The following is a 15,134-nucleotide window of genomic DNA, read 5'->3' as shown; positions in this document are numbered from 1 at the left end:
ATGAGCACCGCAACCCTGGGCATCCTGCGTCAACCGAAGACCGTGCTGTTCGGCCCGGGCCGACGGCACCAGATCCCCTTCCTGGTCAAGGCCATCGCCGAGCACCTGCTGGTGACCACCGATGCGCGGATGGCCACGACCCCCGAGTTCATCGAGCTGATCGAAGCGATCAGGGCCGCGGGCGTCGACGTGTCGATCTACGCCGAGGCCGAACCCGACCTGCCCCGTGAAGACGTGATGGCCGTGGTGGAGCGCTTCGGGCACACCCAGGTCGATGCCATCCTCGGCATCGGCGGCGGCTCCTGCATGGACCTCGCCAAGGTCGCCTCGATCGTGCTCGCCAACGGCGGCGACGTGCGCGACTACTACGGCGAGTTCCTCGTGCCCGGGCCCGGTGTGCCCGTGATCACGGTCCCGACCACGGGAGGAACCGGCGCGGAGGTCACCTGCATCTCGGTCGTCTTCGACACGGAGAAGGGCATGAAGGTCGGGGTCGCGAGCCCCTTCCTCGAAGCGCACACGGCCGTGATCGATCCCGAGCTCACGCTCACCTGCCCGCCCGGCCTCACCGCGGCGACCGGGGCGGACGCCCTCTCCCACCTCGTCGAGGCCTTCACCGACCGCGTGAAGACGCCGACGCCCGAGGAGATCGACTCGAAGCTCTACATCGGCAAGAACCCGCTGACGGATGTCTTCTGCCGCACCGGCCTGGGCCTCTTGAACCACTCCCTGGAGGCGGTCGCCGCCGACCCCTCCGATCTCGACGCCCGCTCCGACACCATGTTCGCCTCCTACACGGCGGGCATGTCGATCAACACGGCGGGCACGGCCGGGGCTCACGCCATCCAGGGCGCGATCGGCAACCTGACGCACACGCCGCACGGCTTCGGCATCAGCGCCCTGCTGCCCTACGTCATGCGGTTCAACCTGCCCGAACGCGTGGCGGAGTTCGCCGAGATCGGGAGGATCTTCGGGGTGGCGGATCCGGCGTCATCCGAGCTCGAGCAGGCGCATGCGGGCATCCTCCGGGTGGAGGAGCTGCTCGCGGCCCTCGGCGCTCCGCTCGACCTCAAGACGCTCGGGCTCTCCCCCGACGACTTCGGCTTCGTCGCCGACCAGGCGATGCTGGCCACCCGCCTCACCGCGAACAATCCCCGAACGCTCACCCGTGAACTCGTGGTGGCGATTCTGGAGCGCGGTTACGCGAACGACCGCACCTGGTGGGAGGTGTGAGCGAGAAGGCACCCGCAGCCGACGACCCTCACGGTCCCACGCGCCCCGTGGCGATCGCCGGTGCCGGATCGATCGGCGTCGCGTTCGCGGTGCTGTTCGCCGCGTCGGGGCGCCCGGTGCGCGTCTGGGATGCCTTCCCCGAGGCGTTCGACCGCGCGCGCGGTGAGCTGACGGCCCGTCTCGGCCTGCTGGCAGACTTCGGCCTGCTCCACGAGCCCGCCGAGGTCGTCGGAGCCCGGGTGGTCTTCGTCGCCGACCTCGCAGGTGCGGTCGCCGACGTGGTGCTGGTGCAGGAGTGCGCTCCCGAGCGGGTCGAGCTGAAGCGGGCCCTCTTCCAGGCCGTGCTCGCCGTCGCGCCCGCGGACGCCGCGCTGGCGAGTTCGAGCTCGGCGATCGTGCCCAGCTCCATCGCCGAAGGCGATCCGCGACTGGCCCGCCGGCTGATCGTGGGGCATCCGGGCAATCCCCCCTATCTCCTCTCGGTGATCGAGGTCGTGCCCTCGCCCGATACTGATCCTGTCCTCGTCGAGCAGGCAACGGAGGTCTACCGGTCGGCCGGCCTCAAACCCGTGCTCGTGCGCCGCGAGATCGAGGGATTCCTCTTCAACCGGTTGCAGGGTGCGGTGCTCCGCGAGGCGTACGCGCTCGTGCGCGACGGGGTCGCCTCGGTCGACGACATCGACGAGGTGGTGCGCAGCGGCCTGGGCCGACGCTGGAGCTTCATCGGGCCGTTCGAGACCGTCGACCTCAACACCCGCGGAGGAGTGGAGTCGCACGCCGACAAGATGGGCCCGGCCTACGAGCGCATGGGGGCCGAACGCGGGCAGCACGATCCGTGGACGCCGGAGCTCGTGGCATCCGTCGCCGCGCAGCGACGCGCGGCACTGCCGCTCGAGCAGTGGGACGACCGCGTGCGCTGGCGCGACGAGCAGCTCATGCGCCTGAAACCGATCTGGGACGCGGCGGGCTGACCCGCTCAGAGGCCGGCACTGATCACGTGCGCCCGCTCGAGCAGCAGGGCGCCGAGTTCCTGCTGGCGCTCGGGGCGGAAGCGTGACTCCACACCCGTGAGGCTGAGCGCCCAGGCGGGCCGGCCGGCTGCGTCGAAGACCGCGGCGCCCATGCCCCAGCTGCCCTCGAGGATCAACGCGGGGTTGACGGCGTAACCCGTCTCGCGGGTCGCCGCGATGCGTTCGCGCACGGCCGGGGCGGAATGCTGCGCTCCCCAGCGGCTCTCGAGATCGGCGCCGGCGAGATAGGAGTCGATCTCCTCGTCGGGGAGGTACGACAGGATGGCGAGTCCCGCGGAGGCGACACCGAGGGGGAACCGGACGCCTTCGTAGAGCACGAACGAACGGATGGGGAAGCTCCCCTCCTCCCGCAACAGGCACACCGTCTCGGTACCGCGCCGTGCGGAGAAGAACGCACTCTCCCCGGTCTCCCGGGCGAGCAGCCGCACACTCTCGCGGGCGACATCCGGGATGTCGTACCGGGCCGAGGCGAGCGAGCCGAGCAGATACAGCTCCGGCCCGAGAAACCAGCGTCCGCGGGACGCATCGTGGTCGACGAACCCCTCCGCGGCCAGCGAGGTGAGCAGCCGGTGGGTGGTGGGCCGGGTGAGCCCGGTGGCGTGCGCGGCCGCGGCGGCGGAGATGCCATCGGGATGCTGCGCCACCGCCTGCAGGATGCGCCCGATCTTCGACACCAGCTGCGCACCGCGCACCGCCTCAGCCACGGGCAGCCGCCTTCCCGTTCGTGCGGCGGGGCGGCGGCGCGCTCGGATCCAGGTCCATGTACTCAGTCTGCCGCGTCCCGGCTGTCGCGGGCCACCGTGCAGAGGTACCTCCGACGCACAGCGCGGCCCGTCTCCCCGGAGGGAGAGGGCCGCGCTGTCGGGGGTGCTGTCGGGTCAGACGTCGCCGCGGCGCATCCGCACCCGCATCAGCACGAGACCGGCTCCGAGGAGCACGATCAGGGAGCCGATCGCGAGCCAGGGGGCGGGCTCGGCACCGGTGGAGGCGAGCGCCGACGTGGTCCCGGTACTGGTCGTGGTGGTCGTCACCGGGGTCACGGTCGTGGCGGCGGTCACCGTGAGCGCAACGCTCGCGATCACCACGGAGGGATCGGCGGCCGACACGAGGGTGAGGGTGTGTGCTCCCGGAGTGATGCCGGCCGGGATGACCGCGGTGAGCGTCAGCGTGCCGCTCGAGTCGGCCGTTCCGCTGCCCAGGGTCACCGGGTCGGAGTGCAGCACGATCGAGTACACGGTTCCTGCGGTGAGGCCCGTGGCGGTGACCGTGATGGGGTCGCCCGCCTTGACGCTCGGCAGGTTCGTGGAGACGGTGGGCTGGGCGGATGCCGGCGGCGTCACGCCCTGCGGGCCCAGCTCGAGGTCGCAGGCGATCGTGCCCGACCAGAGCGAGTGACCGCCGTTGTTGCCGTCATCGGAGCGGATGACCTCCTTCACGCCGTCGGCGCAGGTGGAGTTCGGCGCGAGGGCGAAGCCCTCGTTGTTGTAGTTCGGCAGGCCCGTGGGGCGGTCGTAGATGCGGTCGACCGCGAAGGCGCCTTCGGAGTCGATCTTGAGCAGGGTCGACGAACCCGCCACGCTGTTGTCGGCGACGGCCCAGATGCGCTGCGCATCCGGGTCCCACTGGGTGTCGGCGATGAGCGGCAGACCGGTGTCGATCGAGGCGATGCGGCTGAACGAGCCGTCGGCCTTCAGGGCGTAGGCGTAGAGGTGGCCGTTCTTCTCCAGGGCGGTGAAGTAGAGGCCTTCGCCGTGACCCGGGTAGTCGGCCGGGTCGTACGTGGCGCCCGTGCTCTGATCCACGAAACCGTTCGTCGTGAGGTACGAGTCGGGCACCCAGGTGATGCCCTCGAACCCGAGGTTGGAGTCGGCGCTGCCCACGGTGGAGATCACGTCGGAGAGGTCGGCGGTGAGGATCCACTGGTTCGTGGGATGCAGCGTGGTACCGGTCTCGCTCGGGTCGAAGCGCAGCACGCTGTCGAGCGGCACGCCGCTCGCGCTGTTGTCGCGCTCGGTGGTGATGTAGAGGAAGCCGTCGGGTCCGACCGTGATGCCCTCGGCATCCGGCTGTCCGCTGCCGCTCGGGAACACGAGGTCCTTGCCGGCCGTCCAGCCGTTGGCGGTGTCGGGCACCCAGAGACCGGCCTCGGTCTTCACGAGACGGTACACGTGGCTCTTGTTCTTCACGGCCCACATCACGTCGGGCGCGCTGGGGTCGATGTCGAGGCCGGAGACGTCCTGGCCCGAGAGCGAGGTGACGAACTGGCACGGGTTGTCGGAGTTGATCGCCGACTGGCCACCGGGCCAGGCGAGCCCACCGGCGAGGGCAGCGCCGCTGCCGGAAGGGAGCTCGGTCTGGCACGGCACCGTGGGGCCGGTCGGGGTGCTCGGCGGGATGATCTCACCGGCGCACGCCGTGGCGTTCGACACACCCCAGCTCGACGCGGCGGTGTGCACCCAGGTGCCTGTCGCGTCCGCGCAGCGCGACCAGGTGCCGGGCTGAGCATCGTTCGCACCCCAGCTGGCCGTGTCGACGATGGTGGAGCCGTCGGGCAGGTAGAGCTTCACGGAGTCGCCCCCGGAGCTGAGACCCTGGTTGGAGAGCAGCACGAGGTAGCCGTGAGCGGGGACCACGGTGCCGTTCGGAGCGTTCAGCGCGGCCGGGTTACTGGCGCTGTCGGCCTGCTTCCAGGCGGCGACATCGACATCCGTGTCGCCGGAGTTCGCGAGCTCGTAGGCGTCGTGGTACGGGTTGTCGTTGGCCGACGTGACCTCGTTGATCGTGATCGACTGCCATCCCGTGCCGGGGTCGGTCGGGTCGGTCGGATCCGTGGGGTCGGTCGGATCCGTCGGCGTCGTCGTGTCGGGGTTGAGCGCGCCCTTCGATGCGGCCGCCTGCGGCACGAACTCGCCGGTGCCGTTCGGCACGCGGCCGTAGGTGTCGAGGTGGAAGTCGCCCCACTCGTAGGAATCCAGCAGAGTGGCGGCATCCGGTGCGAAGAGGCTCAGCTTGTCGCCCTTCTTGAGCTTGAACGTCGAGCTCTCGGCGGTGTACACGCCGCCGGCCGGGATGACGGTGCCGCTCGGGATGGTGAGGGTCACCGCGTTGGCGCGGCCCGTGAGCACGTAGCCCGAGACGTCGAGAGCGCGCGGCGCGAGGTTCACGAGCTCGGCCCAGTCGGGGCTGCCGTCGGTCTCGATCTCGTTGATGCGCAGAAGACCGACCGGGGCGCCGTACTGGCTGACACCGGGCGAGCCGATGTATCCGGACACCGACTTCCAGCTGCCCTCGGCGTCGCTCTCGGTGGAGCGGGTCCAGGAGGCGGCGGTGTTGGTGCCGATGACGGCCTCGATGGAGGGCCAGGCGCTGGCGGTGTCGGTGCGGGGACCGTTGCTCGCCTGGTCGCTGTAGGTCAGGGTGTCGACGAGCGTGCTGGTGCTGTCGTAGAGGTTCACCGCGTCGCTGCGGCTGAGGTTGTTGGTGCTGTTGCCGCCGACGACCTTGATGGTGTCGGGCAGCTTCCACTCGGTGCGGAACGCGGCGGCGGAGGCCTCGCTGACGATGAACGACTCCCCGGGGGCGACCGTGCCCACCGAGCTGAGGCTCACATCGCCGGCGTGGGCGGCGCTGTCGGAGAACGACCAGCCCGTGAGGTCGGCGGAGGCGGTGCCGAGGTTCGTGAACTCCACGAACTCGGAGCCGTTGTACTCCCATTCGGTGATGCGCACGTCGGCCGCGGCGGGGGCGGCGGATGCGACGGAGGCGGTCACCGGGAAGGCGACGAGGCCGGCGAGCACGAGGGCTGCTCCGGCCGAGAGGGCAAGGGGACGAGAGGCGGTCTTCAGCACCGTCCCACCGTGCCGAGAGCGGGCGAACGGAAGGTGAACCGCCAGGGGCGGGAAGTTGAACGCGCTCTAGGAATGTGTCGCGATGTGCTCGCGCGAGCGCATCTCGAGGTAGGTGCACAGCTCGGAGGCGAGACCGAGCTCGACCACGAGCTTGGCCAGCATCGCGGCGTCCATCGTGAGATCGGAGTCGCGGCTCGTGAACGTCACGGTCCAGCGGGGATCGCCGAGCGCAAGGGGCTCGAAGAAGACGTCGATCGGCACATCGTCGAGGTGCACGACCACGAGCCCCGTGTCGCCTCCGTCGTCACCCTCGTGGTCGAGCACGACCACGGTTCCGACGACGTCGTGGCCCTGCGACCCGAAGTCGCCGACCCAGCGCTCGAGTGTCTCCTTGCTGCGAAACGGCATGACGAAATCCTTCCCTTCTCAGTCTGACAGACCCCGCGCAGATGGAGGTGTCCACCTCGTGGCGGGTCGGCCGGACAGCGGGGATGCGGTCAGTTGGGCGTTATCGAGATGGCCGAGGACAACACACTCGCGGCGGCACCGAAGATGCTCGTCGCCCAGGCGAGCGCCCATCCGAGCTTCAGGTCCACCGTGCGCAGGGAGTCGAAATGCCGGTCGAGCTCGGCGTAGTACTGCACTTTCGCACTGCGGCGGTTGTGCTTCGGGTACTCATCCGTGAGCGAGATCAACTGCGCATCGACGGGGGCGCGCCCGCGGTCGATGTGCACGCGCACGAGGCGGAACACCTTCCACTGGGCCCAGAAGCCGCCTCTCACGAAGACGCACGCGACGATCACGAAGGCGAGATACTCCACGATGACCGCCGCCACCCAGGCCGGAGGGATGCCGCCCGCGAAGGTGAAGGGCGAGGGCTGCCCTTGCACGGCGACCGCGAGAAGGACCATGCCGAGCGAAATGGCACCGCCCGCCTTCCACAGTGCCCGGTTCAGGAACACCACGGCCGGGGTTCTGGCGGGATTGTGCCAGTCCAGTCGCAGACTCTCCCGCCGGCCGAGCACCGGGATGAGCCCCGCGATCCACCAGAGTATCCACAGGCCGTTCACGGCGAGTCCGGCCGTCCACGCCATCGTCACGAACTCACCCGGCCCGAGCGTGAACGCCGATTCCGAGGCGCCGTCGATGAACACGAGCAACCCCATCCCGACGCCGGCTCCCAGAAGCATCAAGATGCCCTGTACCACTCGGGACGCGTAGTGGCCTCGCACCCAGGCCGCGACAGCGTGGTTGTCTTCGCGGGACATGGCCAGCTGATCGATGGCGATGCCGGCCGTGATCAAGGCGTTCCAGAGCACGGGACCGCCGATCAGGAAGACGAGGTTGATCGCGCACAGGGCGCTGCACCAGACCCACGTGATCCAGCCGGGAGCATCGCGCGCGTCGCCGAGCGCGGAACTCACGGCGAGAACGAGCAGAGGGAAGAGAGCGATGGCCGCGCCCTGGGCGCCTCGCCGGAATGCGCTGTCGATGGCCTTCCCGACGTTCGTCGGTTGGTCACCTCCGAACGCGAGCCGTCTCGAAGGGGTGAGATCCCGAGGGTTCACGTGCTGCCCGCCTGCCAGCCAGAACAGCACCAGCCGATGACGACCCTCGACCACCGCGCGCTCGACGTGTCGCGTCGAATCAGCCACCGAATTGCTCGACTCTCGAACCCACAACGCCCCCGTTCGTCGCCCGCCCCCGCCGCGTCACCGTGGTGGGGAACGGCCAGGCGGGATGCTCCCCTTCGTAGTCTGGCAGAACCCCTGCCGACCCGAGAGCGTGTGGCTCGGAGTGACGCACCCCGGCACTGTGCGCCTGGCTGACCATGCCCGTCACCGCGACAACCGACAGCACCTGAGCGACCGCGATCGACCGCGACGTCAGGGAACTGCACAGCGGGAACACGCGCGGCGCAGAAGCAGTCTTCTCAGAAGGGCGCGATGTCAGCACCGGGGTTCTCGCCCGGTCGGGACAGGTCAGAGAGGTGCGGTGTGAGCTGCGACCGATTCGGCGCGTGGTCGGGTGGCCTGGTGGTGTGCACGGCCCCCGACGGTGAGGTCCAGTGCAGTGCGCGGCCTCGGCCGGGACTGACGCGCCATCCTTCCTGGTGTTTCAGGGTGTGATGTCGTCGGCAGAGTGCCGCGAGGTTCGCGAGAGCGGTCTCGCCACCCTTCGCCCAGTCGTGGGTGTGATCGAGATCGCACCGGTCGGCAGGGCGAACTCAGCACGGGAAGCGACACGTCTCGTCATCGAGAACGACCGCTATGCGCAGGTCGGCGGGCACCGTGTAGCGCCGACGACCGACGGAGAGCCGCTCCCCCGTGATCGGGTCGGTGAGGATGCGGAGGAACGAGGGTGCGCCCGCGGCGAGACGACGGGTGGTCTCGAGGTCGATCGGCCCGTAGCCGCGGAGTTCGCCCGGGTCATCAGAGTGTCCGAGCAGCGTCATGACCGGAACCGTGACGGCGACGTTCGCGGTGATGCCGCGGGCACGGGCCGCGGTGTCACCGTCGCGGTGAAGCAGCATCGCGACGAGCCCGTCGGCGCGCAGCTGAGCGTGGGTTCGGGCCTCCTCGGCGGTGCCGAGGGAGCGCGCGAGCTGGTCGAGCGTGTCGTCGATCGCCAACGCCGACACGGCGGGCAGGTGGCAGACCACCGTGGCCATCCCGTCGTGCTCCTTCTCGACCCAGACGGCCCGCTCATCGCGAGCCTCGGGGTGGCGGGTGTCGATCGACTCGGGATGCATCCGCTCACGCACCGCGCGGGCATGCGTGGCGAGCTGGGTGCTGGTCTGCGAGGTCGCCTTGGCCAGCGCAGCCACCTCGAACTCGGCACGCGCCTGCTCCGGAAGCGACTTCGCCTGCCGCACAACGGCTTGGGCGTGCCGGTAGCTGATGTCACCCTGGGTGAGCGCAGCGAGGGTGGCGGGCAGCGACCCGGTGAGGATCTCGGCTTCGTCGATGCGTTGCGCCGCTGTCGACTCCGGGAGCAGCAGGGTGGTGGCGACCTCGGCGACGAGCGAACGCCGGGAGTGCTCGAGCGAGCCGCCGGCCAGAGCCGCCAACCGGTTCGCCTTGCGAGCGGCCGCAGCGAGCGACGCAACCGATCGCGCATCAAGCACGGCCTGCTCCCGCCGGATCACCGCGACCGAATCGGCATCGAACCCGATCCCCCGAAGCAGCGCTTCGCGCTCCTCCCGCATCGACGGCACGCCACCGTTCGGTCGGGCGAATGAGGGATGAGGTGACTGTTTCATGAGCGTCTCTCAAGTATATCGACCGGTGCGCCCGAGAACAAGACAAACTGCTGATCAGACCGTTCTTTTCGGATAGGCTCGCGGGTGCGCGGTGGAGGGCGGAATCGTACCTCGTGAGGCGATTCCGCCGATCGCCGTAGACGCGACACCCAAGGCTGAATAGCCTGAAACCTGACTCGAAGAGTGAGGTTGTCATGGCAAAGAAGCCGAGTGAAACCAGCGTCATCGAATACGACCAGGTCGGCGGTGCCGATGTCCTGCAGGCGAGAACGCGTCCGCTTCGCGCGCCGGAACCCGGCGAAGTCACCGTCGAGGTGATCGTGGCGGGAATCAGCCACATCGACGGGTTCATCCGCACCGGTCAGGAACCCGATTGGGCGGCAGAGCCCTTCCCCCGTGCCTCCGGGTCCGACTTCGCCGGAGTCGTGGTCGATTCGGCCGACCCGCGCTTCCCCCGCGGCACCGAGGTGGTGGGCCATGTGCGCTCTGGTGCCCACGCGACCTACCTCACCGTCTCCGCCGACGCCCTCGTGAAGAAGCCCAAGCACGTCACCTGGGAGACCGCGGGCGGCCTCTACCTCGCCGGCGTCACCGCCCTCGACACCTTGGATGCCCTCCACATCGCCGAGGGTGACACCATCGTCATCTCCGCCGCAGCCGGCGCGGTGGGGAGCATCGAGGCACAGCTGGCGCGCTATCGGGGTGCGAAGGTGATCGGCACCTGCGGCGAGCGCAACTTCGACTACCTCCGCCAGCTCGGCATCACCCCCATCCAGTACGGGCCCGGTATGACCGAGCGGATCCAGGCCGCCGCCCCCCGTGGCGTGACCGCCTTCATCGACAACTTCGGCCAGGACGGCCACGAACTCGCCCGCGAACTCGGGGTGCCAGCCTCGCGGTACCGGTCGAGCGACGACCGGCGCGAACTCGAGCTGAAGCTCCTCAGGAGCGACCCGGAGACGGTGCAGCACGCGACCCGGCAACTCGCGGCCCTCGTCGACCTCGCCGACAAGCAGGCGTTCAGCCTGCTGATCTCCGGGTTCTACCCGCTCGGCGACGTCGCGCTCGCCTACGCCGACCTCGACAAGCTGCACTCCCGAGGCAAAGTCGTGCTCGCCACGCACCCCGTCTCCACGTTCCGCTATCTCAAGGCCCGCGACGTGGCCGACGCCCGCAACTGACTCCACGGACGCACCCGGGCGAGTGACCTCGCCGTACCTCCTTCGGAACCTAGCGCGACGGAGGAGGTACCGCGAGGATATCGAGAAGCGCACACGGCTCACGCCGTCGGCGCACATCGACAAGGAGGTCAATGTGAGCGAATCGAACGAGATCGACAACCTGCTGCACGAGAGCCGGCGGTTCCCGCCGAGCGACGAGTTCCGCGCCCAGGCCGTCGCGAAGGCCGACCTCTACACGACGGCCGATGCAGACCCCCAGGCCTTCTGGGCCGAGAAGGCGCGCGACCTGCACTGGCACACACCCTTCACGCAGACCCTCGACTGGTCGAACCCGCCGTTCGCCACCTGGTTCGACGACGGCGAACTGAACGTCGCCTACAACTGCCTTGACCGCCACGTCCTGGCCGGCAACGGCGATCGGGTCGCGTTCCACTGGGAGGGCGAGCCCGGCGACTCGAAGACCTTCACCTACGCCGAGCTCACGGCGGAGGTGAAGAAGGCGGCGAACCTGCTCACCGCTCTCGGCATCCGCCAGGGCGATCGCGTCGCGATCTACCTGCCCCTCATCCCCGAGGCCGTGATCGCGATGCTCGCCGTCGCCCGGCTGGGCGCGATCCACACCGTGATCTTCGGAGGGTTCAGCGCGGAGAGCATCCGTGACCGGGTGAACGACGCCGAGGCCAGCCTCGTGATCACGGCCGACGGCGGATACCGCAAGGGCCGCGCGTTCCCGCTCAAGCCCACGGTCGACAAGGCGCTCGCGCCCGACGAGGCCGGTCAGGCCACCACCGTGAAGAAGGTGCTGGTCGTCAAGCGCACCGGCGACGAGACATCCGTCGCCGGCTGGCAGGAGGGCCGCGATCTCTGGTGGCACGACGAGATCGCGCAGGTCGATTCCGAGCATGTGGCGAAGCCGTTCCCGGCCGAGAACCCCCTGTTCATCCTCTACACCTCCGGCACCACGGGGAAGCCCAAGGGCATCCTGCACACGAGCGGCGGCTACCTCACCCAGGTCGCCTTCACCCATAAGAACGTCTTCGACCTCAAGCCCGAGACGGATGTCTACTGGTCCACCGCCGACGTCGGCTGGATCACCGGTCACTCCTACGTGGTCTACGGCCCCCTCGCCAACGGCGCCACCGAGGTGATCTACGAGGGAACCCCCGACACCCCGCACCCCGGGCGGTGGTGGGAGATCATCCAGAAGTACAAGGTGAGCATCCTCTACGCGGCGCCCACCGCCATCCGCACCTTCATGAAGCTCGGCCGGCAGATCCCGCAGCAGTTCGACCTGTCGAGCCTGCGACTGCTCGGCAGCGTTGGCGAGCCCATCAACCCCGAGGCCTGGGTCTGGTACCGCGACGTCATCGGCGCCGGCAAGACCCCCATCGTCGACACCTGGTGGCAGACCGAGACCGGCGCGATGATGATCTCCGCCCTGCCCGGCATCACGACCCTCAAACCCGGGTCCGCGCAGATCCCCATCCCCGGTATCGCCATCGACGTGGTCGACGAACGACTGCACTCGACCGGACCCGACCAGGGCGGTCTCCTCGTCGTCACCCAGCCCTGGCCGAGCATGCTCCGTGGCATCTGGGGCGACCCCGAGCGGTATGTCGACACGTACTGGTCGAAATTCGGTCCCACCACCTATTTCGCCGGCGACGGAGCGCGCCGCGACAAGGACGGCGACATCTGGCTCCTCGGCCGCGTCGACGACGTCATGAACGTCTCAGGCCACCGCCTCTCCACGGCGGAGATCGAATCCAGCCTGGTGTCGCATCCGATGGTCGCCGAAGCCGCCGTCGTCGGAGCCAGTGACGAGACCACGGGTCAGGCCGTCGTGGCGTTCGTCATCACGAAGGCCAGCCATGCGGATGACGCGGCGAAAGACGACGCCGCGGCGGTGCTGCGTGCGCACGTCGCCCAGCAGATCGGTGCCATCGCCCGGCCCCGTCAGGTGTTCATCGTGAACGAGCTGCCCAAGACCCGCTCCGGCAAGATCATGCGCCGCCTTCTCAAAGACCTCGCCGAGGGCCGTGAGATCGGCGACACGACCACGCTCGCCGACACGAGCGTCATGACCGCCATCACCGACACCATGCGCTGACCCGCAGGTCAGTCGTTCGGCCACGCAGGGAGCAGGCCGAGCCGACGGGCTTCGATGACCGCTCGGCTGCGGGTTCGCACGGAGAAGCGCGACATGATGGTGCGGAGGTAGCTCTTCACCGTGACCTCGGAGATGCCGAGTCGCGTCGCGATCTGGGCATTCGTGAGGCCGTAGGCCACGAGGCCGAGAACGTCCTGCTGACGCCGGGTCAGACCGCCGTCGGGCGAGGAGATGGCCGGCTCCGCTCCGGGCATCCCGCCCAGGAGTTCGACGAGCCGTCGCGCGGTCTCCGGATCCTGGGTCTCGGCCGCCACCTGCCGGAGTTGCGACCGGAGCTGGTCGGGCACCCCCGCGGCCGTCTGACGCACCTTGATCTCGAGGCGCTCGTCGACGAGGTCCCGGATGCGCAGCTCCTCCGCCACGAGGGAGGCGGCCCGCACGAGTTCGCCGGGCCGGATCTCGCTCGCCGCCGTCTCGCGGTTGCCCGCGTAGAGGAGGCCTCGCACATGCCGGCCGACCACGATGGGCGCCACCGCCAGGCTCTGGATGCCCTCGCCGAGGATCTGCGGATCGAAGTGATGCGTGATCGTGCGCGCTCCGCGGTAGTCGTCGACGAGGATCGCGCGCCGGGTCTCCCACGACACCCCGCCCAGGCCCCGGGCGGGCTGCACCTCGATGCTGCCGAGCCGATCCGACCAGGCTCCCGAATACGAGGAGATGCGGATGCCCCGCTCCCCCCGCAGACCCGCGAAGACGACATCCGCCCCGGTCGCGACCCGTAGCGTGCGGGTGGCCTGGCGCACCAGTTCTCCGTCGTCGGGACGCAGTGTCGTGGGATTCATGATTTCGCCTTCGAACTCAGTGCCGCGCCGTTCCGGAGACGGCTCGGTGCAGGGTGTAACGAGTATCGCACCGCACACCGTCCTCACGCGCGCCGATCCGCGGGTTGCGCGCCGTGGGTTGCGCGCCGTGGACACCCTGCGGCCCCCGGAGTATCCTCGCCCGCATGTGCAGGAACATCCGTGTGCTCCACAATTTCGAACCCCCCACGACCGACGACGAAGTGCGCGAGGCGGCACTGCAGTTCGTGCGCAAGGTGAGCGGTTCGACTCATCCGTCACGGGCGAACACCGCCGCCTTCGACCGTGCGATCGACGAGATCGCCGCCGCGACGCGGATCATGCTCGACGAGCTCGTGACCACCGCGCCGCCGAAGAGCCGCGAGATGGAGGCCGTCAAGGGCCGGGAGCGGCACGAGAAGCGGATGGAGCGCGAGGTGCGGATCCGCACCGCTGCGGCGACTGCCTAGGCGCTCAGGGCCGACTCCTCCCGGAGCCGCCGCGCGATCGCGGTCACCGCATCCCGGCCCGCACGATTCGCTCCCACGGTCGACTGCGACGGCCCGAACCCGATGAGGTGGATGCGCGGATCGGCCAGCACTTCCGTACCCCGCAGCGCGATCCCTCCGAGGTCATTGCGCAGGTGCAGCGGATCGAGGTGCTCGAGCGCCGGCCGGAACCCGGTCGCCCACAGGATGGTGTCGACCGAGGTGAACGAACCGTCGGCCTCGCGCACCCCGTAGGGCTCGATCGCGGTGAACATCGGGCGGCGCTGCAACGCGCCCCGGGAACGGGCCGCGACCGCATACGGAGTCCAGCTGAGCCCCGTGTACGACACGATGCTGCGGCTCGGCCTGCCGGCCTCGACCTCGGCGGTCACCTGCGCGATCGTGTCCCGCCCGGTGGTCTCGCGCTGGAATCCGCCCTCGATGAACACGGGCTCGCGCCGCGTGTACCAGACGGTGGTGGCCACCCGCGAGATCTCCTCGAGCTGCTGCACCGCCGAGATGCCGCCGCCGACCACGGCGACCCGGTGGCCGCGGAACTCCTCGAGGTCGACGTAGTCCTTCGTGTGCAGCTGCCGACCCAGGAACGACTCCTGCCCGGGGTAGACCGGATGCACGGGGTTCGTCCACGTGCCGGTCGCGTTGACCACGAACCGGGCGCGCCAGCATCCGGCATCCGTCTCCACCTGCAGCGGCGCATCGGGTTGGTCGCCGTCGGGGCTCACCGAGGTGACCCGCACCGGCCGAAGGATCGGGAAGCCGTGCTCTCGCTCGTAGGCGGCGAAGTAGCGCGGCACGGCGGCCCTGCTCGGCTCATCCGGATCGGGCGCCGGCTGTGGCGCCCCGGGCAGGTCGAAGATCCCGTTCACGGTCGCCATCCGCAGCGACTCCCAGCGATGCTGCCACGCGCCCCCGGCCGCGACATCGGCGTCGAGCACGACGAAGGTGGGCAGGTCGCCGGCCCCGGCCGGGGTCTGCTCGAGAGCGCTCAGGAATCCCCGCCGCTGCAGGTGATACGCCGCCGAGAGGCCCGCCTGACCGGCGCCGATCACGACGACCGTGGCGCTGCGCTCGAACCCCGTCATGTGCGGTGCAACGCTCGTGCACCCGCGGATGTTCCGCAC

Annotated in this window: 12 protein-coding genes and 1 pseudogene; 5 read left to right on the top strand and 8 right to left on the bottom strand. The window is 69.6% G+C overall.

What is annotated here, in order from left to right; all coding sequences use genetic code 11:
- Together EPO52_RS04265 and EPO52_RS04260 are read left to right on the top strand one after the other, a co-directional pair.
- The gene (locus EPO52_RS04265; RefSeq protein WP_290802441.1) at positions 1 to 1,233 is read left to right on the top strand and encodes an iron-containing alcohol dehydrogenase; all 1,233 of its coding nucleotides are present in this window, start codon (positions 1 to 3) and stop codon (positions 1,231 to 1,233) included.
- Positions 1,230 to 2,204 (top strand): 3-hydroxyacyl-CoA dehydrogenase, encoded by a 975-nt coding sequence (locus EPO52_RS04260; RefSeq protein WP_290802439.1) that lies wholly within the window; start codon positions 1,230 to 1,232, stop codon positions 2,202 to 2,204. The genes EPO52_RS04265 and EPO52_RS04260 overlap by 4 nt, the downstream gene beginning before the upstream one ends.
- A gap of 5 nt (positions 2,205 to 2,209) precedes the next feature.
- On the opposite strand, the gene EPO52_RS04255 is transcribed toward EPO52_RS04260, so the two are convergent.
- The 6 genes and pseudogenes from EPO52_RS04255 to EPO52_RS04235 all read right to left on the bottom strand — a co-directional run bounded on the left by EPO52_RS04255 (position 2,210) and on the right by EPO52_RS04235 (position 9,374).
- Complete coding sequence (locus tag EPO52_RS04255; RefSeq protein ID WP_290802436.1) at positions 2,210 to 2,968, bottom strand: IclR family transcriptional regulator; 759 nt, start codon at positions 2,966 to 2,968, stop codon at positions 2,210 to 2,212.
- A gap of 174 nt (positions 2,969 to 3,142) precedes the next feature.
- Positions 3,143 to 6,112: a lamin tail domain-containing protein gene (locus tag EPO52_RS04250; RefSeq protein ID WP_290802433.1), complete on the bottom strand. Its 2,970-nt coding sequence runs from the start codon at positions 6,110 to 6,112 to the stop codon at positions 3,143 to 3,145.
- Between the two features lie 66 nt (positions 6,113 to 6,178).
- A complete protein-coding gene (locus EPO52_RS04245) occupies positions 6,179 to 6,520 on the bottom strand; it encodes a hypothetical protein (protein WP_290802430.1) in 342 nt (113 codons plus the stop codon).
- Between the two features lie 89 nt (positions 6,521 to 6,609).
- Positions 6,610 to 7,767, bottom strand: a complete 1,158-nt coding sequence (locus tag EPO52_RS04240; RefSeq protein WP_290802427.1) for a hypothetical protein — start codon at positions 7,765 to 7,767, stop codon at positions 6,610 to 6,612.
- A gap of 278 nt (positions 7,768 to 8,045) precedes the next feature.
- A pseudogene (locus EPO52_RS17800) lies at positions 8,046 to 8,315 on the bottom strand (HNH endonuclease signature motif containing protein); the annotation flags it as partial.
- Between the two features lie 24 nt (positions 8,316 to 8,339).
- Positions 8,340 to 9,374, bottom strand: coding sequence for a DUF222 domain-containing protein (locus tag EPO52_RS04235; protein WP_290802424.1), 1,035 nt, complete (start codon positions 9,372 to 9,374; stop codon positions 8,340 to 8,342).
- Positions 9,375 to 9,568: 194 nt separating this feature from the next.
- Between EPO52_RS04235 and EPO52_RS04230 the strand changes: the two genes are divergently transcribed.
- Both EPO52_RS04230 and acs read left to right on the top strand, forming a co-directional pair.
- Positions 9,569 to 10,555: an NADP-dependent oxidoreductase gene (locus EPO52_RS04230; protein WP_290802422.1), complete on the top strand. Its 987-nt coding sequence runs from the start codon at positions 9,569 to 9,571 to the stop codon at positions 10,553 to 10,555.
- 133 nt (positions 10,556 to 10,688) lie between these two features.
- Complete coding sequence (gene acs, locus EPO52_RS04225; protein WP_290802419.1) at positions 10,689 to 12,665, top strand: acetate--CoA ligase; 1,977 nt, start codon at positions 10,689 to 10,691, stop codon at positions 12,663 to 12,665.
- 8 nt (positions 12,666 to 12,673) lie between these two features.
- Here the strand turns inward: acs and EPO52_RS04220 are convergent, their stop codons facing one another.
- On the bottom strand, positions 12,674 to 13,507 hold the full coding sequence (locus EPO52_RS04220) for a LuxR C-terminal-related transcriptional regulator (protein ID WP_290802416.1): 834 nt from the start codon (positions 13,505 to 13,507) through the stop codon (positions 12,674 to 12,676).
- 164 nt (positions 13,508 to 13,671) lie between these two features.
- Here EPO52_RS04220 and EPO52_RS04215 point away from each other — a divergent pair, with 164 nt between their 5' ends.
- A complete protein-coding gene (locus tag EPO52_RS04215; RefSeq protein ID WP_290802413.1) occupies positions 13,672 to 13,974 on the top strand; it encodes a DUF2277 domain-containing protein in 303 nt (100 codons plus the stop codon).
- Here the strand turns inward: EPO52_RS04215 and EPO52_RS04210 are convergent.
- A complete protein-coding gene (locus EPO52_RS04210; RefSeq protein WP_290802410.1) occupies positions 13,971 to 15,095 on the bottom strand; it encodes an NAD(P)-binding domain-containing protein in 1,125 nt (374 codons plus the stop codon). The two genes, EPO52_RS04215 and EPO52_RS04210, sit on opposite strands and share 4 nt — an antisense overlap.
- Between the last annotated feature and the right edge of the window lie 39 nt (positions 15,096 to 15,134).

Origin of the sequence: Herbiconiux sp., from assembly GCF_004297105.1 — a bacterium.
Classification (GTDB): Bacteria; Actinomycetota; Actinomycetes; order Actinomycetales; family Microbacteriaceae; genus Herbiconiux.
The sequence above is the reverse complement of the archived record's forward strand: the minus strand, read 5'-3'. Positions and strand labels throughout refer to the sequence as shown.

What these genes read in the sequence shown, in the direction of transcription:
- EPO52_RS04265 (WP_290802441.1), top strand. Translation starts at nt 1, where the DNA reads ATGAGCACCGCAACCCTGGGCATCCTGCGTCAACCGAAGACCGTGCTG.
- EPO52_RS04245 (WP_290802430.1), bottom strand. Translation starts at nt 6,520, where the DNA reads ATGCCGTTTCGCAGCAAGGAGACACTCGAGCGCTGGGTCGGCGACTTC.
- EPO52_RS04235 (WP_290802424.1), bottom strand. Translation starts at nt 9,374, where the DNA reads ATGAAACAGTCACCTCATCCCTCATTCGCCCGACCGAACGGTGGCGTG.
- EPO52_RS04230 (WP_290802422.1), top strand. Translation starts at nt 9,569, where the DNA reads ATGGCAAAGAAGCCGAGTGAAACCAGCGTCATCGAATACGACCAGGTC.
- EPO52_RS04220 (WP_290802416.1), bottom strand. Translation starts at nt 13,507, where the DNA reads ATGAATCCCACGACACTGCGTCCCGACGACGGAGAACTGGTGCGCCAG.
- EPO52_RS04215 (WP_290802413.1), top strand. Translation starts at nt 13,672, where the DNA reads ATGTGCAGGAACATCCGTGTGCTCCACAATTTCGAACCCCCCACGACC.
- EPO52_RS04210 (WP_290802410.1), bottom strand. Translation starts at nt 15,095, where the DNA reads ATGACGGGGTTCGAGCGCAGCGCCACGGTCGTCGTGATCGGCGCCGGT.